The following is a 25,050-nucleotide window of genomic DNA, read 5'->3' as shown; positions in this document are numbered from 1 at the left end:
CATAAAAGCCCAAAGTAAAGGAGTTTTAATCCCATGGCAACAATTCAATGGTTTCCGGGCCATATGTCAAAAGCTCGCAGGCAGGTGCAGGAAAACATCAAGCACGTTGATTTTGTGACCATTTTGGTCGATGCCCGCCTGCCCCTATCCAGCCAAAACCCTATGCTGACCAAGATTGTCGGCGACAAGCCCAAGCTCATGATTCTCAACAAGGTCGATTTGGCAGACCCTGTCCGTACGAAAGAATGGCAGAGCTACTTTGAAGGTCAGGGCATTCGTACCCTTGCTATTAACTCAAAAGAACAAGCGACGGTGAAAAAGGTGACCGACGCAGCCAAGAGTCTGATGAAAGACAAGATTGAACGCCTCCGCCAAAGAGGGATTCAAAAAGAAACCCTGCGGACCATGATTATCGGTATTCCAAACGCTGGAAAATCCACTCTCATGAACCGTCTGGCTGGTAAGAAAATCGCCGTTGTCGGCAACAAACCAGGTGTGACCAAGGGACAGCAGTGGCTCAAGTCCAACAAGGATCTTGAAATCCTTGATACACCTGGAATTCTCTGGCCTAAATTTGAAGACCAAGAAGTCGGTCTCAAGTTGGCTCTGACTGGGGCTATCAAGGACCAACTTTTGCCTATGGATGAAGTCACCATTTTTGGTTTGGACTACTTCAAAGCCAACTATCCAGAACGCCTAGAAGAGCGGTTCAAGGGTATGGATTTGGAGCTGGAAACGCCTGAACTCATCATGGACTGGACAAAAAAACTAGGTTTTCGTGATGATTATGACCGTTTCTACAATCTCTTTGTCAAGGACGTTCGGGACGGGCGTTTAGGCACTTATACATTAGACAGGGTGAGTGATGTAGATGGCAACGATTAAGGAAGTGACTGCTCTGCTGGATCAGGTAGATAGTCTGGACAGTCCTGTCTGGGCAGACTTAGCTCAAGATAAGCGAGCAGGGGTCCAGGCTGCCATCAAGAAACGCCGTAAGGAGCTGGAAAAAGAAGCAGCAGAAGATGCCCGCTTAGAAGCTATGCTATGTTACGAAAAGGCCCTTTATGAAAATGGGGTGGAGTTCATCGCTGGTATCGACGAAGTCGGCCGAGGGCCTCTAGCAGGTCCTGTGGTGGCAGCGGCGGTCATCTTGCCCAAGGGCTGTAAAATCCGCTACCTCAACGACTCTAAGAAAATCCCCAAGTCCAAGCATGAAGCCATCTACCAAGAGGTCATGGAGCGAGCGGTGGCAGTTGGAGTAGGCATCAAAGATGCAGCTGTCATCGACCAGGTCAATATCTACGAGGCAACCAAGTTAGCCATGTTGGAAGCTTTGGGGAAATTAAGCCAGAAACCTGACCACCTGCTCATCGATGCCATGACGTTGGATACGCCCATACCGCAAACTTCCATCATCAAAGGAGATGCCAATAGTCTGTCTATCGCAGCAGCTTCAATCGTTGCCAAGGTGACGCGGGACAGGATGATGGCGGACTATGACAAGGAGTTCTCAGGCTACGGCTTCGCCAAGAATGCTGGCTATGGAACGGCAGAGCATTTAGAAGGCTTGAACAAGCTAGGCATCACACCTATTCACCGCAAGACCTTTGAGCCCATTAAGTCAATGGTAACAGGAGGAAAATCGTCGTGACGGTCTTTTTCTGGATTTTTCTAGCTTCCATTGGATTATTTACTCTCATTTATTTCTGGGAGCGACGGTCGATTTTTATCTCTCTTTTTGCCTTGAATATCCTCGTCTGGGCTTTGGCCTGGGTTGTGTCAACTGGTATTTTAGAAAATAACGAAATTTTGCGGTTGTTGGCAATCGCTCTGGCAATGTTATTGGTTCTAGCTTTGTTAAGTGGTCCATTTGTTTTGCTGTTCACGCTTTATCTGAATGGTTTTCAGATTCTGAGGCGAGAGGGGGCGCGTTTTCACAATTTCTTATCACTGGGACTTGCTGTAGGTTTGACCTTCTACCTCTTTATTGCTCCTTTTGTGGTGCAATCCCTGTCTGGTATTAGTTTGTTAAATATGGTGTTTGTTTATGTTGGGTTTCTAGTGTCCTATGCCATTATCATCAGCATGCTCTATACCACGTCTAGCTTTGTCAATTTGGTCAATCTCTTCCCAGGCAAGCTTGATTATGTGGTGGTCTTAGGTGCTGGCTTGATTGGTGACAAGGTAACGCCACTTTTGGCTTCGCGGATTGAAAAAGGCATAGCGATCTACAAGAAACATCCTGGCAGCAAGCTGATCATGTCAGGCGGACAGGGTCCTGATGAACTCTTGGCAGAGGGGCAGGCCATGGCTAATTATGCCATGGAACAGGGTATTCCTTTGGAAGATATTGTGATAGAAAACCAATCAACCAATACCGAGGAAAACTTGAAATTTTCCTATGCCCTGATGAAACCTGGCAGTCGATTTGCCCTTGTAACCAATTACTATCATGTTTTTAGAGCTCTGCTATTGGCCCGAAAACTAAAGATAAAATGTATTGGCTACGGGGCTAGGACCAAGTTTTACTTCAGTTTGAATGCCTTTATCCGTGAGTTTGTCGGCTATTTGGTCATGAGTCGGAAAAAGCACTTTTGGGGGCTTGGGATTGTCACTGTCACTGTTATCTATCTAGTGGCAGTAGGGATTAGTTTAATTGTCAATTAGAGGTGAATTTATGCTAACAGAAAAAGAAAAAATGATTGCGGGTCAGCTCTACCGTGCAGCAGACCCAGAATTGCGACAGATGCGGGATTTGGCTCGTCAGAATATGCGTGCTTTCAACAGTGAACTGGACGGTGAAAAGCGGTCAAACTTGCTGAAGAGTTGGTTTGGGGCAACGGGCGAGCGGCTCTATATGGAGCCTAATTTCTACTGTGACTATGGTAGCAATATCTATGTTGGAGAGGATTTTTACGCTAACTTCAACTGTACCATGCTGGACGTCTGCGAGATTCGGATTGGGAAAAATGCTATGTTAGGCCCAAATGTCCAGTTGCTGACGCCCCTACACCCTTTGGATCCAGTTGAGCGAAATTCTGGTCAAGAGTACGGAGCTCCCATTACCATTGGCGATAATTTTTGGGCTGGTGGCGGAGCCATTATCTTGCCTGACGTAACGCTAGGTGATAATGTCGTTGTCGGAGCGGGCTCGGTGGTGACCAAGTCCTTCGGTGACAATGTTTTGCTGGCTGGAAATCCTGCTAAAATCATCAAACAAATCGAAACACTTACGCCATTAGAAAACCATTAGGACCACATCAAGCATTTTTATAAATATCTAGCAGCTAGGACTTTGTCCTAGCTTTTTTATGGTTTACGAATAATAAAGTGGAGGTATCGCATGAATAATTTTGAATTGTATAAATGGCGAAAAAGTGGTCTTAATAATCATCAATTATTGAATGTTTTGGACTATCAAAATCGGATAGGAAAATCCTTGTCACTACGGGACATAGCAGTCGTTTCTAAGTGCAAACAGCCCCTTTTAGTGATGGAGGCCTACAAAAATCTGGATACGAAGTCATTGCGCGAAGAATTTAATCGCTTCCCCAGTCTTTCCATTCTTGATAAGGACTACCCGCTTGAGTTAAAGAACATCTATAATCCCCCTGCCTTACTCTTTTATCAAGGAGATATCGAACTCTTGAATAAACCCAAGCTAGGAGTGGTCGGGTCACGTAAGTGTAGCGAAATAGGTAGTAAATCTGTGGCTAAAATCATCAAGGAATTGGGCAATCATTTTGTGATTGTTTCAGGTCTTGCCAGAGGAATTGATACAGCAGCCCATGTCGCTAGTCTGAAAAATGGCGGAGCAACGATTGCAGTTATTGGCTGTGGTCTAGATGTCGCTTACCCCAAAGAAAATGCCAAGCTTCAGGATTATATCGGTAAAAATCACCTAATATTAACAGAATACTTTCCAGGAGAACCACCCCTCAAATACCATTTCCCAGAGCGCAATCGTATTATTGCCGGTCTCTCGCAAGGTGTCATTGTGGCAGAAGCCAAGATGAGATCAGGCAGTCTTATCACTTGCGAACGAGCCATGGAAGAGGGAAGAGATGTCTTTGCCATTCCAGGCAACATTTTAGACGGTTGCTCAGATGGCTGTATTCACCTCATTCAAGAAGGCGCAAAATGTATTTCTTCAGGATTTGATGTGCTCATGGAATATCAGCTTAAATAAGCTAATATAGTCAGTTGTGATAAGGAGGAAGGCTGTTTCACGAAAGAGCAAAAAAGGAACTTTTTCCTATAGGAGAAAGTTTTTTATTGACAGTTTATCCAAACTGGGGTATCATGCAATAGATTTAATGAAATGTTGAGGAAAATCTATGGCAACAGCTACTGCTAAAAAAGCAAAAACAACAAAAACCAAAACAAGCGCTACTAAGAAAAATTTGGTGATTGTGGAGTCGCCTGCCAAGGCTAAAACCATTGAAAAATATTTAGGACGAAACTACAAGGTTGTCGCTTCAGTAGGACACATCCGCGATTTGAAAAAATCAAGCATGTCCATTGATTTTGATAATAACTATGAGCCAGAATACATCAACATTCGTGGTAAAGGTGATTTGATTAAGTCGCTTAAGAAAGAGGCAAAGGGTGCCAAACAAGTTTACCTCGCAAGTGACCCGGACCGTGAGGGAGAAGCTATTTCATGGCACTTGGCACACATTTTAGGCCTTGATTTAGCAGATAAAAACCGCGTCGTTTTTAATGAAATCACCAAAGATGCTGTTAAAAATGCCTTTTTAGAGCCACGTCAAATCAATATGGACTTGGTAGATTCTCAACAAGCACGTCGCGTTCTTGACCGAATTGTGGGGTATTCCATTTCGCCACTCCTTTGGAAAAAGGTCAAAAAAGGTTTGTCAGCAGGACGTGTGCAATCTGTTGCCCTAAAACTCATCATTGATCGTGAAAATGAGATCAAGGCTTTCAAACCGGAAGAATACTGGACCATCAATGGGGCTTTCAAAAAAGGTACTAAGAAGTTTGAAGCCTCTTTCTATGGACTTGATGGCAAAAAGATGAAATTATCCACAAATGAGGACGTCAAAGCAGTGCTTTCACGAATCACCACGGATGATTTTCAAGTAGAACAGGTTGAAAAGAAGGAACGCCGCAGAAATGCTCCGCTGCCATATACCACATCCTCTCTGCAACAAGATGCTGCCAATAAAATCAATTTCCGTACCCGTAAAACCATGATGGTTGCTCAGCAATTGTACGAGGGAATCAATCTCGGTTCTGGTCAGCAAGGTTTGATTACCTATATGCGTACGGATTCTACCCGTATCAGCCCTCTGGCTCAAGGGCAAGCAGCAAGCTTTATCAGCGAGCGTTTTGGAGAGAAGTATTCTAAGCATGGTAGCCGTGTGAAAAATAGCACAGGAGCGCAAGACGCCCATGAAGCAATCCGTCCATCAAACATCTACCAAACCCCAGAATCTATAGCTAAGTATCTAGACAAAGATCAGCTCAAGCTCTATACGTTGATTTGGAATCGTTTTGTGGCAAGTCAGATGACACCAGCAGTCTTTGATACTGTCAAGGTCAATCTGACCCAAAACGGTGTCCTCTTTACAGCAAACGGGAGTCAGGTCAAATTTGACGGTTATATGGCAGTCTACAATGACTCTGATAAAAACAAGATGTTACCAGATATGGCTGAAGGAGACATTGTCAAGAAAGTCCTAACCACACCTGAACAACATTTCACACAACCGCCAGCACGTTATTCTGAGGCGACCTTGATTAAAACCTTGGAAGAAAATGGAGTCGGGCGACCATCTACCTATGCACCGACGCTCGATGTTATTCAACGCCGCTACTACGTTAAACTAGCTGCAAAACGCTTTGAGCCGACTGAACTTGGTGAAATTGTCAACTCCCTCATCATCCAATTTTTCCCTGAAATCGTAGATGTGAAATTCACCGCTGAGATGGAAGGTAGACTAGATGAAGTGGAAGTTGGTAAAGAAGAGTGGCAACAAGTCATTGACCAATTCTATCAACCTTTTGCCAAAGAATTGGAAAAGGCGGAGACAGAGATTGAAAAAATTCAAATCAAAGACGAACCCGCCGGCTTTGATTGCGATGTCTGCGGGCATGAGATGGTCATCAAATTAGGCCGTTTCGGGAAATTCTACGCCTGCAGCAACTTCCCTGATTGCCACAATACCAAAGCCATCACAAAAGAGATTGGTGTGCTTTGCCCAACATGTGAACAAGGTCAGCTTATCGAGCGTAAGACCAAGCGAAACCGCATTTTCTATGGCTGTGACCGCTACCCAACCTGTGATTTTACCTCATGGGATTTACCAGTCGGGCGTTTCTGTCCAAAATCTGGCCACTACCTGGTAGAGAAAAAAGTTCGCGGTGGAGGCAAGCAAGTCGCCTGCAGTCATGAAAACTGTGACTACAAAGAAGAAAAAGTTAAATAATCATGACCGCCCGTCAAACGGGTGGTTTATTTGTCACGCACCTTACAGAGCGTGATGAACTAAAAGTCAAATAATAAACGAACTGCTTTCCAGGTAATGAAAGCAGTTCGTTTAGAATAGAGACAAACTATCGTTTTTCTACAAACAATCTGAAAAGCTCCGATAGTTTAAAATATGATTACCGATTTTGCGAGTGATAGCAAGCCTCATCGGATACTTTTCGACCAGGTGAAAGTAGTATTTCCGCTACCAGAAATTTTTGAGACCCTAGGGTTAAAAATCAGGAATGAAGTCGCAACCGTCCGCACCACTTAAGAAAAGTATCAAAAAACTTTTTCTGCAATCTAGGAGCACTACAGTCATCTCAATGAAAGTAGTTCTTTTGGTTTTTGGACATCATCTGATATAATGGTGTGAAATCACTGGTATCAATTGTATAGAAGGAGCCTATATGCTAGATGTCATCACCCCAGAACTTGCCGCCTATCATCAGAAACGATTGGCACAATTTCGCCTAGAAAATACGAAACTCTCCCCTCAGGGTATTGTCTTTGTGGGTGATTCGATTACAGAATTTTTCCCTATAAAAAAATATCTCGGAAGGGATCTCCCTCTCATCAATCGCGGAATCGCAGGAATGGACACCAGCTGGTTGCTATCACACCTTGATGAACAGGTAGTAGCTCTGGAGCCAAGACAGATTATCCTCATGATTGGTGTTAATGATATTGGCATGGGGTTTTCAATCTCTGATATTGTCGAGAGAATGGCGGAGCTACTGGGTCAATTACGGATGACTTGTTTTGGGGCAGAGATACTATTGCTCTCAGTCCTTCCTGTCAATGAGGCGCAAGCTTATGCCAAAACCGTTAAAATCAGAAGCAATGCCCTTATCACAGAGCTTAATAAAAGTCTTAAAGGTCTGTCAGGCATTGAATTTATCAATCTCTATCCTGAATTTTTAGATGAAACTGGACAGCTAGCAGTCCCCTACACGACTGATGGCCTTCACCTGACCCCCAAAGCCTATGAAAAATTAGCTCACCTACTTACCCCTTATTTAGAGAATATGGTATAATCGTTCTATGAATTTTGAAAAGAAACACATTTACTATGTCGTAACCACCTTTGTCCTATGTTATGTGATTCATTCCTATTGGGAATCTGGATCAGGTATTTTAAAGACCATTTGGAGTGCCAATCAGCCATTTCTGATAGGTGCAGCCATCGCTTACGTGGTCAATATTGTCATGTCAGCCTATGAAAGACTCTTTGCTCTTATTTGGTCTCATGAGCCGTCTAAAGGGATGAGAAGAGGCTTATCGATGGTTTTAGCCTATCTGACCTTTATTTTTGTCATCCTTTGGCTTTTCTCTATCGTCCTCCCAGATTTGATTGCTTCCATCAAAACCCTGCTAAACTTTGACACAGCAATTATCTACCAATGGATTAGCGACTTATATGATAATAAATATGTCGCTAGGGTATTAGAATACCTGGGACAGGAGTCTGATTTAGCGACGCGTATCAGTCAGTACAGCCAACAAATCCTCCAGCAAGTCCTATCAGTCTTGACAGGTGTCTTGACTTCTGTGACTTCCATAGCCTCGACGGTTCTCAATGTCTTTGTCAGCTTGATTTTCTCTCTATATGTTTTGGGCAATAAAGAACAACTAGGACGTCAAGCTGGTCTACTAGTTGATACCTATTTAGGAAAATACAGCAAAAGCGTTCATTATGTCGCTGGTGTCCTTGATAAACGTTTCCATGGATTTTTTGTCAGTCAGACCTTAGAAGCTATGATTTTAGGGAGTCTGACAGCTATTGGGATGAATATTTTCAACTTCCCATATGCAGCAACGGTAGGTGTTTTGATTGCCTTTACAGCGATCATTCCAGTTGTAGGAGCTTATATCGGAACGATGATCGGTTTTATCCTGATTGCCACGCATTCCATCACACAAGCTCTCTGGTTTGTAGTCTTCTTAGTGCTTTTGCAGCAATTTGAGGGAAATCTTATTTACCCACGAGTGGTTGGAGGCTCCATTGGCTTACCAGGTATGTGGGTTTTGATGGCGATTACCATAGGTGGTGCTCTAGGAGGCATTCTAGGCATGTTGATGGCAGTACCACTAGCCGCCACTTTCTATCAGCTGATCAAAGATCACGTGGCTAAAAAGCAAGCCAATAACTAAAAAATCATTGAGATGAGCAATCTCAATGATTTTTTTCATGCAGGCTTTGATGTTTCAGGTAGACTTCGCTAACCTTGGCAAATTTCTTCAACTTTTTCAAATCTTCCGGATGACTAACAAAGGTAAGAACAACACCAGCCTTCCCCATACGTCCAGTCCGTCCAGAACGGTGAGTATAAGTGTCGCGGTCACGAGCCACTTCGAAATTGATGATGACTTCCAAATCCTCAATGTCAATCCCGCGAGCAACCAAATCAGTCCCCAAAAGTAAAGAAATCTCATGATGTTTAAATCTTTCGAGAATGATTTTTCGGAACTTGACATTGACATCACTAGCTAGCGAAACCGCAGAACTACCAGCAAATTGTAGCCGCTCTTCAGCCGCCCCCAAGTCAGATAAGCTGTTAAAAAAGACCAATCCGCGGAAATCAGGGATGTTAGAGAATTTTCGCAAGAGCTCAAGTCGATCACGCTTATCAACCTGGATGTAATAGTGCTTGATCGCATCAAGCTTTTGATGAGACAAGTCAATGACTTGTGTGTCCTCGGCAAGAGCAGAAGCATCCACTTTGTTAGTAGCAGAGATATAAACCATCTGATGGTCACGCGGCACATAGGAAGTGATGCTCTTAACAAACTGATATTGAGAATCGCTGAGCAACTCATCAAATTCGTCCAAAATAATGGTGTTTACGGACATCATTTTGATTTTTTTTAGCTTTATCAACTCAAAAATCCGTCCAGGTGTACCGATGAGGATTTCAGGCCCTTTTTTCAACCGTTCGATTTGGCGTTTTTGGCTAGATCCTGATAAGAAAAGCTGAGCCGTCAACTGGAGCGGTTCTGCCCACTCTTTTGTGACCTCAAAAATTTGACCTGCTAATTCAGTATTAGGAGCTAAAATCAGCAGTTGCTGCGCTTTCTTTGGAGTTAGAGATAGCAGTGCAGGTAAGAGATAAGCCAGGGTTTTTCCAGTTCCAGTTGGGCTGATGCCAAGCACATGTTTCCCTGAAACAATCGGTTCAAATACCTGTTCCTGGATTGGTGTAAAGGAATCAAAACCGAGATTCTTCAATTGTTCTAGCCAAATATCTGGCAATTTTTTGATCATAACTACATCCTTTTTAGAGTCTTCTTTTCCATTATAGCATGATTTATGGTAAAATATCATGAATAAGATTTTTGAGGAGAGGGGCTTACACTTTATTATGCGTCATAAACCTATCGTTATCGGAGTGACTGGAGGTTCTGGTGGTGGAAAGACAAGCGTGTCTCAGGCAATTCTGGCCAATTTTCCAAATGCAAAGATTGCCATGATTGAGCATGATTCTTACTATAAAGACCAAAGTCACCTGACCTTTGAAGAAAGGGTAAAGACCAACTACGACCATCCTTTAGCTTTTGACACAGACTTTATGATTGTGCAGCTTAAAGAGTTGATTGCTGGCCGTCCAGTTGATATTCCCATCTATGACTATACGCAACACACGCGAAGCGATAAAACTTATCGCCAAGAACCGCAGGATGTTTTTATCATCGAAGGGATTTTGGTTATGGAAGATGAACGCTTGCGCGATCTTATGGACATCAAGTTATTTGTAGACACTGATGACGATATTCGCATTATCCGCCGCATCAAGCGTGACATGTTAGAGCGCGGACGAAGCCTTGACTCTATCATTGAGCAGTACACCAGTGTCGTTAAGCCTATGTACCACCAATTCATCGAGCCAACCAAACGCTATGCAGATATTGTCATCCCAGAAGGTGTTAGCAACACCGTTGCCATCGATGTCATCACCACAAAGATTGCTAGCATTCTAGGTGAGTAGCCACTCGTGACGTCCTCCTTTCATCAGTAAAGGAGGATTTTTTTAAAAAAATAGAAAAAATCTCTTGACAGTTTTTTAGAGGCATGATAAAATAGCTAAGGTTTGAAAAAACTGACCTAAGACAGTAGGGGAGCTGGACTCATAAAGATCCTACCGAGGCACAAAACGATTATGGATATAAACGTATTTGTACTTTCGTGTCTAGGTTTAGGTGCGATTTTTTTGTGCCTAGCCCAAAATAAAAACGGAGGTAAATAACATGTCAGAAGCTATTATTGCTAAAAAAGCGGAATTAGTAGACGCAGTTGCCGAGCAAATGAAAGCAGCTACATCTATCGTCGTAGTTGACGCTCGTGGTTTGACTGTTGAGCAAGATACTGTTCTTCGTCGTAACTTGCGTGGTGAGAGCATTGAGTACAAAGTAATCAAAAACTCAATCTTGCGTCGTGCGGCTGAAAAAGCTGGTCTTGAAGGACTTGTTGAGTTGTTTGTAGGACCATCAGCTGTTGCATTTTCAAACGAAGATGCAGTAGCACCAGCAAAAGTTATCTACGATTTTGCGAAAACTGCAGAAGCTCTTGAAATCAAAGGTGGTGCCATCGAAGGTAAGGTTTCTACAAAAGCAGAAATCGAAGCCCTTGCGACATTGCCAAACCGCGAAGGAATGCTTTCTATGCTCCTTTCTGTACTTCAAGCGCCTGTACGCAACGTTGCATACGCTGTCAAAGCGGTTGCAGAAAAAGAAGACGCAGCTTAATGCGTCAGCCTGTAGCGGCTTAATGCTACAAACATTTTATTAAAACCTAATTTGGAGGAAATCACAATGGCATTGAACATTGAAAACATTATTGCTGAAATTAAAGAAGCTACAATCCTTGAGCTTAACGATCTTGTAAAAGCTATCGAAGAAGAATTTGGTGTAACTGCAGCTGCTCCTGTAGCTGTAGCTGCTGCTGGCGCTGCTGATGCAGGTGCTGCTAAAGATTCATTCGACGTTGAATTGACATCTGCTGGCGACAAAAAAGTTGGCGTTATCAAAGTTGTACGTGAAATCACTGGTCTTGGCCTTAAAGAAGCTAAAGAGCTTGTTGACGGTGCACCAGCTATGGTTAAAGAAGGCGTTGCAACTGCAGAAGCAGAAGACATCAAAGCTAAATTGGAAGAAGCTGGAGCTTCAGTTACTCTTAAATAAGAGTCACATCATAATTAGATTGCGGAATCCCTATTTACCAGTCTTTGAGAGCGATAAGCGATTGATAGAAACTGATAAATTGATTTGGTTTCCTGCCAAAAATCCTGCCAAAAATTCTTTGGCAGGATTTTTGTTTTAATAAATTTTCGGGGGTAGACATTAAATTGTCTACCCCTTTTTTTGCGTTTTGGAGGTAATCATGCAAAAGAAGGAAAAATCATCACGCCAAATCGTGATGTGCCATCTCGTGGCTATTTTAGGAGTTGATATTGAGAAAGCAACTCATCTGGTTGATGAATTGGAACAAGTAGGTTTAATCCGATTTGATGAATTCGGAAATGTTGGACTTTTAGTCTTGGAGGGATAATCATGAAACGTATTACCGCTAATCAGTATCAGACATCAGAGCGTTATTATAAACTCCCAAAAGTCTTGTTTGAGAGTGAACGTTATAAGGATATGAAGCTGGAGGTTAAGGTAGCCTACGCGGTTTTAAAAGATCGGTTGGAGTTGTCTTTGAGTAAAGGTTGGATTGATGAGGATGGGGCTATTTATTTGATTTATTCCAATTCAAATCTGATGGCACTATTAGGCTGTTCAAAGTCAAAATTACTTTCAATCAAAAAAAACTTACGTGACTATGGCTTAATTGATGAAGTCCAACAGTCCTCTAGTGAAAGAGGTCGAATGGCAAATAAAATTTACTTGGGGGAATTAGAACATGATAATACCCCAGTCTTACATACAGACGGGGCTAGTGTTAAAAAAACACTAGGGGGGTCTCAAAGAAAGACGGGGCCGGTCTTAAATTCAGCCCCTAGTGAGACTGAAAGAAGTGAGACTAAATGTAGTGAAACTAAAGGGAGTGATTTCCTTATTGAGGATGAGGAGGAGAGACAGCTGGTAGATGAGAAACAAGAAGAAAACTTTACTGCAAAAGTCGATGGCGTGACCAAGTACGATCGAGACTATATTTGGGGTTTGGTTCATGACCAGTTAAGACAGACAGGTCTATCTCAGTCAGCTAGTGACTATGCCATGATTTATTTTAGTGACCGTTATCAGTATGCTTTGGAACATATGCGATTTGCTCGGTCAGCGGAAGTAATAGCTGAATACGTATTTAATGGTGTGCTATCAGAGTGGACCAAGCAACTGAGACGACAAGAAGTAAAGGGAGGTGAATAAGGTGATTTTGTGGATACTAGGCGGAATCTATCTGATTTCTATCATCATTTTGATTGTTGAAATCATTCGTGCACCAGAAATGGATGATCATATATAAGCAAGAGTTTTACATGTGTAAGGCTCTTTTTTAGTTGGAAAGAGAGGAAAAATGAAATTTTTAGATTTATTTGCTGGAATAGGCGGTTTTAGGCTAGGGATGGAATCACAAGGTCATAAATGCCTGGGCTTTTGTGAAATTGATAAATTCGCCAGAACATCTTATAAAGCTATGTTTAACACAGAAGGGGAAATAGAATACCATGACATTAAAGAGGTCACAGACCATGACTTTAGACAATTTAGAGGGCAAGTGGACATCATCTGCGGGGGATTTCCTTGCCAAGCATTTTCACTCGCAGGCAGACGATTGGGATTTGAAGATACTCGAGGGACTCTCTTTTTTGAGATTGCTCGAGCGGCCAAACAAATCCAACCACGTTTTCTATTTTTGGAAAACGTCAAAGGCCTACTCAATCACGACGAGGGACGGACGTTCGCCACAATCCTCTCCACGTTGGATGAATTGGGGTATGATGTCGAATGGCAGGTGCTTAACAGTAAGGACTTCCAAGTCCCGCAAAACAGAGAGCGGGTCTTTATTATCGGACATTCTAGAAGATACCGTTCCAGATTCATATTTCCTCTCAGAAGAGAAAACAGCCCAGCTCATCTTGAAAGGCTAGGAAATATCAATCCCTCTAAACGTGGTTTGAATGGTGAAGTCTATCTGACGAATGGACTTGCTCCTACACTAACAAGAGGTAAAGGAGAGGGGGCAAAAATCGCCATTCCAGTTTTAACACCAGATAGACTAGAAAAACGCCAACATGGTCGTCGATTTAAGGACAATCAAGACCCTATGTTTACTTTGACCAGTCAAGACAGACACGGAGTTGTTGTCGCAGGAAATCTGCCGACTAGCTTTGACCAAACTGGAAGAGTATTTGACATTGCTGGCTTGTCACCGACTTTGACCACCATGCAAGGTGGAGATAAGGTGCCAAAAATTTTGCTGAGGGAGGAGCTGCCATTTCTGAAAATCAAGGAAGCCACAAAAACAGGGTACGCAAAGGCAACTCTTGGAGACTCTGTTAATCTGGCTTATCCAGACTCAACCAAACGTAGGGGACGTGTGGGAAAGGGAATATCCAATACTCTGACGACTTCAGACAATATGGGAGTGGTGGTTGCTGCTCTGGAATATCGACAGGATAAGTGGTATGAAGTCACAGGCATTGTCTTAGAGGGAAAACTTTATCGCCTGAGAATAAGACGACTGACACCAAGAGAGTGTTTCAGACTTCAAGGCTTTCCTGATTGGGCTTATGAAAGAGCAGAAAGTGTTTCCAGTAAGAGCCAGCTATACAAACAGGCCGGCAATAGCGTGACTGTCACAGTTATTGAAGCCATTGCCAGAGAATTTAGAAGAACGGAAGAGGAAGAAAAACATGAACTTACTACATAAGAAAAGTATCCTAGATTGTACTGAATTAGAAGAACGTATTCACCAAGCTGAAACCAATCAGCTATTACAAAAGATACTGTCGCTCCCCAATTTTGATTGTGACTTTGAGGTGACTTTTGAAGATGATTACCACAAAGAGATGAATGATCCCCTATTCTACGAATCCAATCTTCATCGGATTTCGGATTTTTTGGAAACTAGGGATATTAAAAATGGTGTAGATACACTATTGACGAAAGACAATCACCTGGCCTTTCGTGCCTTTGGTGAAAATTATTCTGCTAGGGGAAAGGAGGGCATTTTAACGACTCTAGTGACGGTCAAGTGCTTTGGTGAAGGACGGATGCCCATTGATATGAGTCGCTATTTCTCAACTCCTGAACCAACAGTTGAAAATAACCTAACCCTATAAGGAGGTGCCTATGCTTGAGGTATATCTAGGAAATAATGCCAATACAAATCAAGATTTACTAACCATTTTGACGACCTATGGAGTGGCTTATCGTTGTACAAAAGCATGTGATGTAAACCGTGAAATCTTACTGTCACTCTTCGCCAAAACCACGGATTGTTTTGAGTTGCTGTCGCCACGATTTCTTCGCTTTAAGCGTCAATATTCGATAAGTTTGAATGAGATGATTCAGCTCGTTCTCCAAAAGCCAGACCAAAACCTTCGTCTGCCTCTCATTGTCTGTCAGAATCACGTCTATCCAGCTATTGGATTAGACGAAGTGCGTACTTTTCTTCCCAGACAGGTAAAAGAAGAACTGTTTCAAGCCAGCTTGATGAAACAAGTGACAGGGTAGGTGTGAAGATGAATGAACGATTTTGGGACAATTTAGAAATCATTCTGTCAGAAAAAGACCTCACTTGGGCAGAACTAGCTCGCAAAGTATTCAACGGTCAATATGTTTATCCAAGTGAGTTTAATCGCCTCTATCAAAAATTGCGACATTACAAATCCAATCGTCTGATGCCACAAACAAGATGGGTTGAGCGTATTGTTCTAGTCTTAGAAATTGATTATGAAGATTTATTTAAGAGTTGACAATGATAAGGATAGTGGTGTTTTATCTAGCCATACAGCTTAATGGACTTCTGGTGAGTTTATACCTACAAGAGTATATGACGATAGAGGGTGTAGTCTTGCTACAATTGGTCCTATTAAGTGTGACTTGCCTAGAGATTGCCCGTCATAAAACTCTTCAAGCAAAAAAAATAACCTTAAGCAATCGTCTAAGATGGTTGCTTCTTGGCTTTGTGACTATGGTTGCTTTGGCAGTCTTCATCAGTTTCCTATTTTCAGTTCAGGCTAGGAATCAAGCAGTATTGGTACAAGTAGGAAAGCAGGTTCCTCATCTTATCTTTTTATTGTTTCTGGTCAATGCAAGTCTCCTTGAAGAGATTGTTTATAGGCAACTGCTGTGGGAAAAATTGACATTCCCTCTTCTACAAATAGGCGTGACCAGTTTTCTCTTTGTTCTAGCCCATGGACCCAATCAGATAGGGAGTTGGCTCATGTATAGCTGTCTTGGCTTGACCTTGGCTGTTGTTCGATTGAAAACTGATTGTATGACGGCAATCGCCTTACATTTACTTTGGAATAGTTTGGCTTATGTCGTAACTTTCTTGTGATACCAAAATCAAGAGTGCTTCCGTATTATGGAAGCACCTTATGTTTGATAGGGAATCGAAAAAAGAGGAGGTCACCATGTCATCTGAACAACAAGAACGTCAAGCGATGCAATACGTGGAAAGAAGTAGTTTATTGACAGTCAGAACCCTCTTAAAGCTCTTAGAATGGTCGGCTAGGCAAGCCTTAGCTCAAGATTCAGCTTATAAAATTGGGGTTCAAAAACTGGAAGAACTCCTTCAAAGCCCTTACGCAATTGAAGCGATAGATGTTAGTAAAGACATACTGGATAAGCCAATCGATGTGGAGAAATTTAAGGAGTTGATGGAGTCAGAAAAACTGCCAATCGCAATTAGTTGGCAAAAAGACTATCTCTACTTTTATGCCAAGGATAAGACCTTGCTCGATCATCACTTGGATGAATTGTTGAAGAAACTGGTGTCTAACCCTGAGAAGCTAGAAGGTCTAACCTTTGATAAAACCTTGGACCAAGAGATAGAACTGGCCAAAGAGAAAATTAGAGTAACAGAACCTTCGGCAGTCAAAACCAAGGAGGTGACCTTGTAATGTATTCCAGGCAAAAAGCATTTGTCTTTGGACTCTTGGGGCTCGCCTTTGGTTATTTCTGCCATCGTCTAACCCTGCTCTATGATAGTTTAACCAATGCCCCACCTATGGAACGTATTGCCTACCTCTTAGGAGAGGGGTTAAATCAGGTTTTCAAACCTTTATGGCTATTTTCCTTTACTCAAAAATCTCTTCTTGCCTTTATCCTTGGGGTTCTAACGATGACGCTAGTCTATCTTTATGTATCGACAGGACAGAAGGTCTATCGAGAAGGGGAAGAATACGGTTCTGCACGATTTGGAAACAGTAAGGAAAAGCGGAACTTTTACAGTAAGAATCCTTTCAATGACACGATTTTGGCTCGTGATGTTCGTCTAACCTTGTTGGAAAAGAAGAAACCCCAGTTTGACCGAAATAAAAATTTGATTGTCATTGGGGGTTCTGGGGCAGGCAAGACCTTTCGATTTGTTAAACCCAACCTTATCCAACTTAATTGTTCCAATATTGTCGTAGATCCTAAAGACCATTTGGCTGAGAAGACAGGTAAACTCTTTTTAGAAAACGGTTATCAGGTCAAGGTTTTAGACTTGGTTAATATGACCAATTCAGACGGTTTTAATCCCTTTCGTTATGTAGAAACTGAGAATGATTTGAACCGCATGTTAACGGTCTATTTTAACAATACCCGTGGGTCTGGTTCTCGCAGTGATCCATTTTGGGACGAGGCTTCCATGACATTGGTGAGAGCTATTGCCTCTTATTTGGTGGATTTTTACAATCCTCCAGGAAGTTCCAAGCAAGAGCAGGAAGCAAGACGTAAGCGTGGCCGTTATCCAGCCTTTTCTGAGATTGGGAAACTCATCAAACTCTTATCAAAGGGAGATAATCAGGACAAAAGTGTTCTTGAAGTCCTGTTTGAAGATTACGCTAAAAAATACGGTCATGAGAACTTTACCATGAGAAACTGGGCGGATTTTCAGAACTACAAAGACAAGACCTTGGATTCGGTCATTGCTGTGACGACCGCTAAGTTCGCCCTTTTTAATATTCAATCGGTGATTGATTTGACGCAAAGAGACACTATGGATTTGAAAACGTGGGGCACTCAAAAGACCATGGTATATCTTGTTATTCCAGATAATGATACGACCTTTCGTTTTCTATCTGCATTATTTTTCTCTACGGTTTTCTCCACTTTGACCAGACAGGCTGATGTTGACTTTAAAGGGCAACTGCCTATTCATGTTAGAAGCTATCTGGATGAGTTTGCGAATGTCGGAGAAATCCCAGACTTCGCTGAACAAACCTCAACAGTCCGCTCTAGGAATATGAGTCTAGTTCCAATCTTGCAAAATATTGCTCAACTCCAAGGACTTTATAAGGAAAAAGAGGCTTGGAAAACTATACTGGGGAACTGTGACAGCCTCCTCTATTTGGGTGGAAATGATGAGGAAACCTTCAAATTTATGAGTAGTCTTCTAGGCAAACAAACCGTTGATGTCAGAAGCACCAGTCGTTCTTTTGGGCAGACTGGTTCAAGTTCGACCTCTCACCAGAAAATTGCCCGTGACTTGATGACGGCTGATGAAGTCGGGAATATGAAACGAGATGAGTGTCTTGTACGCATTGCAGGGGTTCCTGTTTTTCGAACCAAGAAATATTTTCCACTCAAACATAAGAATTGGAAATGGCTTGCGGATAAGGAAACCGATGAACGATGGTGGCACTATCACATCAATCCCCTAACTGCTGAGGAAGAGGTAGATTTGTCAGGCCATAAAATAAGGGATTTAAGCACAGAAACGACACTACATTAATAGAAATGAGGAATTATATGAATCAAAAACTAACAGGCTTTGTTTACGGAGTGGACGCCAGCTCCATGTTCTCCCAAGCCATGTCTCTATTACAAAAAGGCTTAATTGCAGTAGGAGCCTTTCTTGTTGTCATGGGAATTATCAACCTTTCAACCAATATTAAAGATGGTGGACCAGGTGTCCGAAATGCTATTCTAGAAATTGTTGGTGGGGTCATGGTGGGAGCCGCTGGTGCTTTTGTGACACAGATTACCATTTAGGGGAGGACAGCACATGACATGATAATGAATTTTACGTCACCTTTTGTATTTCTAGCCTCTGAAAAAGTATCTAGCGATAGCCTTTTTGAAGGGTTTCAAGTGGATTTAGAATCAACCGCCAACTTGGTTAAGTCACTAGCGGACTTTAATCCGACGGTGTGGTCTTACATGACAGCCATTACCAAGGGGATTATGCAGCCCTTGGGAGTAGCTATTCTTGCGGTTGTTCTCGTACTCGAATTTTCAAAAATGGCCAAGAAAATCGCAAACTCAGGTGGTGCAATGACCTTTGAAGCCATAGCACCTATGATTGTCAGCTACATCATGGTCGCGGTCGTGATTACCAATACGACGGTTATTGTGGAAGCTATTATTGCCATTGCCTCTTATGTTATTGAACAAGTGGCAAGTCTTGTCACGAATGGTGGTGCTAATTATGATACCATTTCAGGCATTAAGGGATCTGGAATTGTAGGAAAAATGATTATTGGCTTTTTTGCGATTCTCATTTGGTTGGTACGAATGGCCAGCATCATGGTTGTCAATATCTTGATTACCATTCGTTTTATCCAACTCTATCTGATGATACCCTTTGCCCCTGTTACCATTCCGACCTTTCTTAGTGATGACTGGAGAAGTGTTGGGATTGGTTACCTTAAAAACATCATGGTCTATGCCGTTCAAGGTATTTTGATTTTTCTAATTGTATCTCTTGTTCCCTTGTTTGAATCGGCTGGAAAGATTGCCGTATCAAATGGAGCTGGAGTGATGGAATCACTCGCCATTATGTTTGGTGGCTTGGTACAGGCCATCTTGTTAATCATTGCCTTAGTTGGCAGTCAACGAACCGCCCGAAGTATTTTGGGGATTTAGGAGGAAGGGAGTCATTATCTCGCTTCCTCTTTTTATAGCTTACTTAGATTGGAGAACATTTATGAACACACGTGTCTTTAAGGACATCTCAAAGGTTCAACACAGGGCATGGTTAGGATTTACAACTAGACAGGTTATTTTTGTATTTCCAGCCGTCGCCATAACCATTTTGGTATTGGGCTTGAACCTATTTTACTGGCAATTTGGGGATTGGTTTGTCTATGGTTTTGTTTTTAGCTTTACCATTCCACTCATGTTATTTGGGGTCTATCGCCCCAACGATTTACCATTTGAAACCTACCTCAAGTACCGTTTTCATTATGAACTAACAGTACCAGATCGTACATTTACTGGAAGAAAAGGAGACCAACGTGAAAAAATTAAAACACTCAATGAAACCAAAGACCTCTTCTAATGACAAAAATCAAAAGACGAAAATACAGAAGCAGGAGTTCAGACCTTCTACCGTAAATACGTTAGCCTATCAAGGGCTTTTTCAGAATGGCCTTATGCAGGTCAGTCCAAGCTATTTCTCACAAACCTATCTTTTAGGAGATGTTAATTATCAAACAGTTGGCTTAGATGATAAGGGAGCTATTGTTGAGAAATATTCCGATTTAATCAATTCACTGGATGATAAGACCAATTTCCAACTGACTATTTTCAATCAAAAAGTTAATTTGGAAAAATTCCGTAAGAGTATTCTCTATCCCTTGCAGGAAGATGGGTTTGATGCTTATCGTGATGAATTGAATCGCATGATGGATGCCAACTTAGAGGCGGGTGAGAACAACTTTTCAGCCGTCAAGTTTCTTTCATTTGGCAAGAGCGACCAAACACCAAAACTAGCTTTTCGTTCTCTGTCACAGATTGGGGAATATTTCAAGAGTGGCTTTTCAGAGATTGATGTATCTCTTGGTCTGCTCGGTGGAGAGGAGCGAGTGAATGTCCTTGCGGATATGTTACGAGGTGAAAATCATTCACCGTTCTCTTACAAGGATTTGACCCTCTCAGGTCAATCCACCAAACACTTTATTGCCCCAACCTACCTTTCCTTTAAACACAAGAATCATATTGAATTGGATGATCGATTATTACAGATTGTCTATGTTCGTGATTATGGTATGGAGCTAGGGGATAAATTTATTCGAGACTTGATGCAGTCAGATTTGGAAGTGATGATTAGTCTACATGCTAAAGGCTCTACCAAGTCTGAAACCATGACCAAGCTACGAACCAAGAAGACCTTGATGGAATCACAAAAGATTGGGGAACAACAAAAGATGGCTCGGACTGGAATATATTTGGAGAAGGTCGGCCATGTTCTTGAGAACAACATCGATGAAGCTGAGGCTCTTCTTCAAACCATGACCCAAACAGGAGATAAACTGTTTGACACCGTATTTCTAATTGGCGTGCTTGCGGATACTGAAGACCAACTCAAACAATCTCTTGATATTATCAAGCAAGTTGCAGGGTCTAATGATATGATTATTGATAATTTGACCTATATGCAAGAAGCTGCCTTTAATAGTCTCTTGCCATTTGGGAAGAACTATCTCGAAGGTATTTCTCGGTCTCTATTGACTTCAAACATTGCCGTGAATGCCCCTTGGACTTCCGTAGATATTCAGGACAAGGGTGGGAAATTTTATGGCATCAATCAAATCTCAAGTAATATCATCAGTATTGACCGTGGCAAGTTAAATACTCCGTCAGGTTTGATTTTAGGGACTTCTGGAGCTGGCAAAGGGATGGCGACAAAACATGAAATCATCTCAACTAAGCTCAAGGAAGCAGATAGTGATACTGAAATTATTATTGTTGACCCAGAAAATGAGTACAGTATTATCGGTCAAGCCTTTGGTGGGGAGAGTATTGATATTGCCCCAGATTCTACCACCTTCTTAAATGTCTTAGATCTATCTGATGAGAATATGGATGAGGATCCGGTTAAGGTCAAGTCCGAATTTCTCTTGTCTTGGATTGGAAAGCTCTTGGACCGTAAAATGGATGGTCGTGAAAAGTCCTTGATTGACCGTGTGACAAGACTCACTTATAAGCATTTTGACACACCGTCCTTGGTCGAATGGGTCTTTGTCTTAGCTCAACAACCTGAACAGGAAGCTAAGGACTTGGCACTGGATATGGAACTCTATGTGGAAGGGTCGCTGGACATATTTTCACATCGGACCAATATTAAAACAGACAGTCATTTCCTGATTTACAATGTCAAAAAGTTAGGCGATGAATTAAAACAAATTGCCCTCATGGTTATCTTTGACCAAATTTGGAATCGGGTGGTCAAAAACCAAAAGCTAGGGAAGAAGACCTGGATTTACTTTGATGAAATGCAGCTACTCTTATTGGACAAGTATGCCTCTGATTTCTTCTTTAAACTCTGGAGTCGTGTCCGTAAGTATGGGGCGATACCGACAGGCATTACTCAGAATGTAGAAACGCTTCTTTTGGATGCCAACGGCAGACGCATTATTGCCAATAGCGAGTTTATGATTCTTTTGAAACAGGCTAAGAGCGATCGCGAAGAACTGGTGCATATGCTTGGGCTTTCTAAAGAGCTGGAGAAGTACTTAGTCAATCCTGAAAAAGGGGCTGGCCTAATCAAGGCCGGTTCCACCGTTGTCCCATTCAAGAATAAGATTCCACAACACACCATGCTCTTTGACATCATGAGTACGGACCCTGAAAAAATGAGGACATGAGATGAAAGAGGATAAAAAGCTAGTCAAACAGGCTAGGCAAAACTTTCGAAGCAACTTAAAATCAGCCCGTATGCATTATCGGAAAGAAGTTAGGACCTTAAGACAGACTGTTCCTAAAAAAGGACGATTTCGAAAACCAGCCCAAAATTCTCTGTTTCAAGATAAGAAAATAGAGTTAAAAGAAAATCTACTCAGTAGCCAAAAGGAAGCAGAAGAGAAGTTCCTAAAAGAAATTACCTATGTGTCTCCTAGACTGTTGAAGGTAAAGGAAATCAAGAACTATCGACTTCCTCAAGCTCAAGAGCGTTTGCGGACCGCAAGAAAACATCTGTCAGAAGTGAAACTAAGTGAGAAGCAAAAGGCAGTTAATCCCAAGTTTACTTTCCAAAAAGAAAATCCTTCCCTGAAGTCTAGTTTTCAGTTTCACCAAGAAAAATCATTTGATCGACTAAGTGCAGAAAAAGACGTAAGTTCTGCCAAGCGTGAGGTTAAACAACTCAAGAAAGTCCAAAAGACTAAGAAAAACTCTACCAAAGTCAAAGCTGGATTAGGCTTAGCTGCATCTGAATCCCTTGACCTGATAGCACAGGAGGATGATTTAGATGGTCTAAGAATCATGAAGGATACTAGTTTGAAAGCCAGACGCTATGGAAGGTTTACCTTTCAAGCAGGTAAGGTGGCAGTAAAAAGTGGACAGACTGGTGTGCGGTTTACCAAAACAAAATTTTCTCATGGAAAGGAACGATTCCAGAACTTCAAAAAGGGAAAAGGATTCACACGCCAGAAACCTCTTAAACCAAGAAGACGCTACCAAACCTTTTTAAAGCTTGCCAGAAAACAAAGTGTCGCAGGTTTCAAAGGAATCGTCCAAGCCATTAAGGGAAGTATGACTTTCTTTTCTGTCCTTGCGGGAAATCCTTTGACTTGGATTGTCTCAGGCATTCTCTTGATACTCCTTTTGATGATGAGCTTTTTCATGAGTGTTTCAGGAAGCAGTGTCATTCAACAAGATGAGATGGAATTGACCAAGGCCTATACCCACATGACGTGGGAAGATGCGGAGCATACGAGAACTAACGAAAAAGGGATTACCTATTACACCAAGATTGATGAGGTCATGGTTTACATGAATCATCAATACCAAGACTACAAGCTTGACGATGTCATGGAAACAGGTGGTGCGACCTACAAAGCATTTCTCAGTCAAGTCTGGACGGACTTAAATGGTGGTGATTCTATTAAATCCATGTCTGACTTGTATAAAGAACCTGCTTACAAGCTGTCTGATGAGGACCAGGAAGAGTTAAAGGAGTTGACAGAAGGAGGCAACTATCTAGCCCTTCAAGAATTGGGCAATCCCTTTCAGGGACAGACTGACGAGGATAGCTTAAGCATGACCTACCGATATGGGTATGAGGTCATTGATGAGAAACCAACGCTACATCACCATATCATCTTAGAAGCAAAAGAAGGTCAAGTCATTGTAGCTCCGATGGATGGCAAGGTATCTCTTGATGGAGAGAACGTTGTTTTGACATCTGGTAAGGGAGTGAATAAGACTAAACTAACTTTGTTTGGCATTCATTCAGGCCGTGTGAGTGAACATCAACAAGTCTTGGCAGGAGATATTATTGGTCAGACCAAAGACGGAACGGGTCTCAAAGTCACCTATCAAAAGGTTGATGATGACACGGATAAGTTGGTCTATGTCAATCCAGCTTTCTACTTTCCAAAAGTGATTCAGGTTCAGACCACCATTCTTCCAACTATCGGTCAGTTTGGCGGCGATGAGTTCGAGAGAGCCAAGGCAATTTATGACTATCTTAAAAGCAAAGGTGCGACCAATCAAGCTATTGCAGCCATTTTAGGAAATTGGTCGGTAGAATCCTCCATTAATCCAAAACGAGCTGAAGGCGACTATTTATCTCCACCTGTTGGTGCGACAGATAGTTCGTGGGATGATGAGGGCTGGCTCTCACTTAATGGTCCAACTATATACAATGGACGTTACCCAAATATTCTCAAACGTGGTTTAGGCTTAGGCCAATGGACAGATACCGCGGATGGGTCACGCAGACATACTTTATTGTTGGAATATGCCAAAGGAAAACATCAAAAGTGGTATGACTTAGGCTTACAACTGGATTTCATGTTGCATGGGGATAGTCCTTATTACACCAATTGGTTAAAGGACTTCTTCAAAAATACAGGTAGTCCAGCTAGTCTTGCCCAACTCTTTCTCATTTACTGGGAAGGAAATAGTGGTGATAAGCTACTTGAACGTCAGACAAGAGCAAGTGAGTGGTATTACCAAATTGAAAAAGGCTTTAGTCAACCCAACGGTGGGACAGCACAAAGTGATCCAAAAGCACTTGAAGCTGTACGAGGAGACCTTTTTGAAAACTCTGTTCCAGGAGGTGGTGACGGTATGGGGTATGCTTACGGCCAATGTACTTGGGGAGTCGCAGCCCGTATTAACCAACTGGGTCTAAAACTCAAAGGTAAAAATGGTGAGAAGATTCCAATTATCAGTACCATGGGCAATGGCCAAGATTGGGTACGAACAGCCGCAAGTCTAGGTGGAGAGACAGGGACAAGTCCACAAGAAGGAGCTATCCTTTCCTTTGCGGGAGGAGGACATGGCACACCAACAGAATACGGACATGTGGCTTTTGTGGAGAAAGTCTACCCAGATGGTTCATTTCTTATCTCAGAAACCAACTATAATGGCAATCCAAACTATACCTTCCGTAAATTATCTGGAGTGGATAGTAGCTTGAGTTTTGCTTATACGACGAAATAAAAAAGGATATG

26 protein-coding genes and 1 other annotated feature are annotated in these 25,050 nt (G+C 42.2%); of the genes, 25 read left to right on the top strand and 1 reads right to left on the bottom strand.

Features of this window, described 5'->3' with window-relative positions:
- The first annotated feature begins 33 nt into the window (after nt 1-33).
- From ylqF to G575_RS0102320, 8 genes are all read left to right on the top strand, one after another.
- Nucleotides 34-885, top strand: a complete 852-nt coding sequence (ylqF, locus tag G575_RS0102355) for a ribosome biogenesis GTPase YlqF (protein ID WP_027971281.1) — start codon at nt 34-36, stop codon at nt 883-885.
- On the top strand, nt 872-1,651 hold the full coding sequence (locus G575_RS0102350) for a ribonuclease HII (protein WP_027971280.1): 780 nt from the start codon (nt 872-874) through the stop codon (nt 1,649-1,651). The genes ylqF and G575_RS0102350 overlap by 14 nt, the downstream gene beginning before the upstream one ends.
- Nucleotides 1,648-2,667 (top strand): YdcF family protein, encoded by a 1,020-nt coding sequence (locus G575_RS0102345; protein WP_027971279.1) that lies wholly within the window; start codon nt 1,648-1,650, stop codon nt 2,665-2,667. The genes G575_RS0102350 and G575_RS0102345 overlap by 4 nt, the downstream gene beginning before the upstream one ends.
- A 10-nt stretch (nt 2,668-2,677) precedes the next feature.
- The gene (locus G575_RS0102340) at nt 2,678-3,253 is read left to right on the top strand and encodes a sugar O-acetyltransferase (protein ID WP_027971278.1); all 576 of its coding nucleotides are present in this window, start codon (nt 2,678-2,680) and stop codon (nt 3,251-3,253) included.
- 90 nt (nt 3,254-3,343) lie between these two features.
- A complete protein-coding gene (gene dprA / locus G575_RS0102335; protein WP_027971277.1) occupies nt 3,344-4,189 on the top strand; it encodes a DNA-processing protein DprA in 846 nt (281 codons plus the stop codon).
- A gap of 148 nt (nt 4,190-4,337) precedes the next feature.
- A complete protein-coding gene (gene topA / locus G575_RS0102330; RefSeq protein WP_027971276.1) occupies nt 4,338-6,452 on the top strand; it encodes a type I DNA topoisomerase in 2,115 nt (704 codons plus the stop codon).
- 451 nt (nt 6,453-6,903) lie between these two features.
- On the top strand, nt 6,904-7,530 hold the full coding sequence (locus tag G575_RS0102325) for an SGNH/GDSL hydrolase family protein (protein WP_027971275.1): 627 nt from the start codon (nt 6,904-6,906) through the stop codon (nt 7,528-7,530).
- A 7-nt stretch (nt 7,531-7,537) separates the two neighbouring features.
- Nucleotides 7,538-8,647 (top strand): AI-2E family transporter, encoded by a 1,110-nt coding sequence (locus G575_RS0102320; protein WP_027971274.1) that lies wholly within the window; start codon nt 7,538-7,540, stop codon nt 8,645-8,647.
- A gap of 22 nt (nt 8,648-8,669) precedes the next feature.
- Here G575_RS0102320 and G575_RS0102315 read toward each other — a convergent pair whose 3' ends face one another.
- Nucleotides 8,670-9,758 (bottom strand): DEAD/DEAH box helicase, encoded by a 1,089-nt coding sequence (locus tag G575_RS0102315; RefSeq protein ID WP_027971273.1) that lies wholly within the window; start codon nt 9,756-9,758, stop codon nt 8,670-8,672.
- A 97-nt stretch (nt 9,759-9,855) separates the two neighbouring features.
- Here G575_RS0102315 and udk point away from each other — a divergent pair, with 97 nt between their 5' ends.
- The 17 genes from udk (at nt 9,856) to G575_RS0102215 (ending at nt 25,039) form a co-directional block, all read left to right on the top strand.
- Entirely contained in the window at nt 9,856-10,479 is a 624-nt protein-coding gene (gene udk, locus G575_RS0102310; protein WP_027971272.1) for a uridine kinase, read from the top strand.
- A gap of 97 nt (nt 10,480-10,576) precedes the next feature.
- Nucleotides 10,577-10,711 (top strand) — a sequence feature (ribosomal protein L10 leader region).
- Nucleotides 10,712-10,738: 27 nt separating this feature from the next.
- Complete coding sequence (gene rplJ, locus G575_RS0102305; protein ID WP_027971271.1) at nt 10,739-11,236, top strand: 50S ribosomal protein L10; 498 nt, start codon at nt 10,739-10,741, stop codon at nt 11,234-11,236.
- Nucleotides 11,237-11,302: 66 nt separating this feature from the next.
- Complete coding sequence (rplL, locus tag G575_RS0102300) at nt 11,303-11,671, top strand: 50S ribosomal protein L7/L12 (RefSeq protein ID WP_027971270.1); 369 nt, start codon at nt 11,303-11,305, stop codon at nt 11,669-11,671.
- Nucleotides 11,672-11,870: 199 nt separating this feature from the next.
- Complete coding sequence (locus G575_RS12085; RefSeq protein WP_032499127.1) at nt 11,871-12,038, top strand: hypothetical protein; 168 nt, start codon at nt 11,871-11,873, stop codon at nt 12,036-12,038.
- A gap of 2 nt (nt 12,039-12,040) precedes the next feature.
- Nucleotides 12,041-12,859 (top strand): replication initiator protein A, encoded by an 819-nt coding sequence (locus tag G575_RS0102290; RefSeq protein WP_024401260.1) that lies wholly within the window; start codon nt 12,041-12,043, stop codon nt 12,857-12,859.
- A gap of 148 nt (nt 12,860-13,007) precedes the next feature.
- Complete coding sequence (dcm, locus tag G575_RS11000; protein ID WP_037622517.1) at nt 13,008-14,363, top strand: DNA (cytosine-5-)-methyltransferase; 1,356 nt, start codon at nt 13,008-13,010, stop codon at nt 14,361-14,363.
- Nucleotides 14,347-14,775, top strand: a complete 429-nt coding sequence (locus G575_RS0102265) for a hypothetical protein (protein WP_027971269.1) — start codon at nt 14,347-14,349, stop codon at nt 14,773-14,775. The genes dcm and G575_RS0102265 overlap by 17 nt, the downstream gene beginning before the upstream one ends.
- A 10-nt stretch (nt 14,776-14,785) precedes the next feature.
- Complete coding sequence (locus G575_RS0102260) at nt 14,786-15,169, top strand: thioredoxin domain-containing protein (protein ID WP_027971268.1); 384 nt, start codon at nt 14,786-14,788, stop codon at nt 15,167-15,169.
- Nucleotides 15,170-15,177: 8 nt separating this feature from the next.
- Nucleotides 15,178-15,411, top strand: a complete 234-nt coding sequence (locus G575_RS0102255; protein ID WP_027971267.1) for a hypothetical protein — start codon at nt 15,178-15,180, stop codon at nt 15,409-15,411.
- Nucleotides 15,412-15,413: 2 nt separating this feature from the next.
- Entirely contained in the window at nt 15,414-15,998 is a 585-nt protein-coding gene (locus G575_RS0102250) for a CPBP family intramembrane glutamic endopeptidase (protein ID WP_027971266.1), read from the top strand.
- A 76-nt stretch (nt 15,999-16,074) separates the two neighbouring features.
- Complete coding sequence (locus G575_RS0102245) at nt 16,075-16,563, top strand: hypothetical protein (protein WP_016480093.1); 489 nt, start codon at nt 16,075-16,077, stop codon at nt 16,561-16,563.
- Complete coding sequence (locus G575_RS0102240; RefSeq protein ID WP_027971265.1) at nt 16,563-18,380, top strand: VirD4-like conjugal transfer protein, CD1115 family; 1,818 nt, start codon at nt 16,563-16,565, stop codon at nt 18,378-18,380. Before G575_RS0102245 ends, G575_RS0102240 begins: the two co-directional genes overlap by 1 nt.
- 17 nt (nt 18,381-18,397) lie before the next feature.
- The gene (locus G575_RS0102235; protein WP_001072182.1) at nt 18,398-18,640 is read left to right on the top strand and encodes a hypothetical protein; all 243 of its coding nucleotides are present in this window, start codon (nt 18,398-18,400) and stop codon (nt 18,638-18,640) included.
- Nucleotides 18,641-18,658: 18 nt separating this feature from the next.
- Nucleotides 18,659-19,513, top strand: a complete 855-nt coding sequence (locus G575_RS0102230; protein WP_024380979.1) for a VirB6/TrbL-like conjugal transfer protein, CD1112 family — start codon at nt 18,659-18,661, stop codon at nt 19,511-19,513.
- A 61-nt stretch (nt 19,514-19,574) separates the two neighbouring features.
- A complete protein-coding gene (locus G575_RS0102225) occupies nt 19,575-19,928 on the top strand; it encodes a PrgI family protein (RefSeq protein ID WP_014636633.1) in 354 nt (117 codons plus the stop codon).
- Nucleotides 19,885-22,236 (top strand): VirB4-like conjugal transfer ATPase, CD1110 family, encoded by a 2,352-nt coding sequence (locus G575_RS0102220; protein ID WP_027971264.1) that lies wholly within the window; start codon nt 19,885-19,887, stop codon nt 22,234-22,236. The genes G575_RS0102225 and G575_RS0102220 overlap by 44 nt, the downstream gene beginning before the upstream one ends.
- A 1-nt stretch (nt 22,237) precedes the next feature.
- A complete protein-coding gene (locus tag G575_RS0102215) occupies nt 22,238-25,039 on the top strand; it encodes a phage tail tip lysozyme (RefSeq protein ID WP_027971263.1) in 2,802 nt (933 codons plus the stop codon).
- Nucleotides 25,040-25,050: the final 11 nt, after the last annotated feature.

Origin of the sequence: Streptococcus plurextorum DSM 22810 (assembly GCF_000423745.1) — a bacterium.
GTDB classification, from domain to species: Bacteria; Bacillota; Bacilli; order Lactobacillales; family Streptococcaceae; genus Streptococcus; species Streptococcus plurextorum.
The sequence above is the reverse complement of the archived record's forward strand: the minus strand, read 5'-3'. Positions and strand labels throughout refer to the sequence as shown.

Excerpts from the sequence above, each read along its gene's own strand:
- ylqF (WP_027971281.1), top strand. The coding sequence starts at position 34 with ATGGCAACAATTCAATGGTTTCCGGGCCATATGTCAAAAGCTCGCAGG.
- G575_RS0102350 (WP_027971280.1), top strand. The coding sequence starts at position 872 with ATGGCAACGATTAAGGAAGTGACTGCTCTGCTGGATCAGGTAGATAGT.
- G575_RS0102340 (WP_027971278.1), top strand. The coding sequence starts at position 2,678 with ATGCTAACAGAAAAAGAAAAAATGATTGCGGGTCAGCTCTACCGTGCA.
- dprA (WP_027971277.1), top strand. The coding sequence starts at position 3,344 with ATGAATAATTTTGAATTGTATAAATGGCGAAAAAGTGGTCTTAATAAT.
- topA (WP_027971276.1), top strand. The coding sequence starts at position 4,338 with ATGGCAACAGCTACTGCTAAAAAAGCAAAAACAACAAAAACCAAAACA.
- G575_RS0102325 (WP_027971275.1), top strand. The coding sequence starts at position 6,904 with ATGCTAGATGTCATCACCCCAGAACTTGCCGCCTATCATCAGAAACGA.
- G575_RS0102320 (WP_027971274.1), top strand. The coding sequence starts at position 7,538 with ATGAATTTTGAAAAGAAACACATTTACTATGTCGTAACCACCTTTGTC.
- G575_RS0102315 (WP_027971273.1), bottom strand. The coding sequence starts at position 9,758 with ATGATCAAAAAATTGCCAGATATTTGGCTAGAACAATTGAAGAATCTC.
- udk (WP_027971272.1), top strand. The coding sequence starts at position 9,856 with ATGCGTCATAAACCTATCGTTATCGGAGTGACTGGAGGTTCTGGTGGT.
- rplJ (WP_027971271.1), top strand. The coding sequence starts at position 10,739 with ATGTCAGAAGCTATTATTGCTAAAAAAGCGGAATTAGTAGACGCAGTT.
- rplL (WP_027971270.1), top strand. The coding sequence starts at position 11,303 with ATGGCATTGAACATTGAAAACATTATTGCTGAAATTAAAGAAGCTACA.
- G575_RS12085 (WP_032499127.1), top strand. The coding sequence starts at position 11,871 with ATGCAAAAGAAGGAAAAATCATCACGCCAAATCGTGATGTGCCATCTC.
- G575_RS0102290 (WP_024401260.1), top strand. The coding sequence starts at position 12,041 with ATGAAACGTATTACCGCTAATCAGTATCAGACATCAGAGCGTTATTAT.
- dcm (WP_037622517.1), top strand. The coding sequence starts at position 13,008 with ATGAAATTTTTAGATTTATTTGCTGGAATAGGCGGTTTTAGGCTAGGG.
- G575_RS0102265 (WP_027971269.1), top strand. The coding sequence starts at position 14,347 with ATGAACTTACTACATAAGAAAAGTATCCTAGATTGTACTGAATTAGAA.
- G575_RS0102260 (WP_027971268.1), top strand. The coding sequence starts at position 14,786 with ATGCTTGAGGTATATCTAGGAAATAATGCCAATACAAATCAAGATTTA.
- G575_RS0102255 (WP_027971267.1), top strand. The coding sequence starts at position 15,178 with ATGAATGAACGATTTTGGGACAATTTAGAAATCATTCTGTCAGAAAAA.
- G575_RS0102250 (WP_027971266.1), top strand. The coding sequence starts at position 15,414 with ATGATAAGGATAGTGGTGTTTTATCTAGCCATACAGCTTAATGGACTT.
- G575_RS0102245 (WP_016480093.1), top strand. The coding sequence starts at position 16,075 with ATGTCATCTGAACAACAAGAACGTCAAGCGATGCAATACGTGGAAAGA.
- G575_RS0102240 (WP_027971265.1), top strand. The coding sequence starts at position 16,563 with ATGTATTCCAGGCAAAAAGCATTTGTCTTTGGACTCTTGGGGCTCGCC.
- G575_RS0102235 (WP_001072182.1), top strand. The coding sequence starts at position 18,398 with ATGAATCAAAAACTAACAGGCTTTGTTTACGGAGTGGACGCCAGCTCC.
- G575_RS0102230 (WP_024380979.1), top strand. The coding sequence starts at position 18,659 with ATGATAATGAATTTTACGTCACCTTTTGTATTTCTAGCCTCTGAAAAA.
- G575_RS0102225 (WP_014636633.1), top strand. The coding sequence starts at position 19,575 with ATGAACACACGTGTCTTTAAGGACATCTCAAAGGTTCAACACAGGGCA.
- G575_RS0102215 (WP_027971263.1), top strand. The coding sequence starts at position 22,238 with ATGAAAGAGGATAAAAAGCTAGTCAAACAGGCTAGGCAAAACTTTCGA.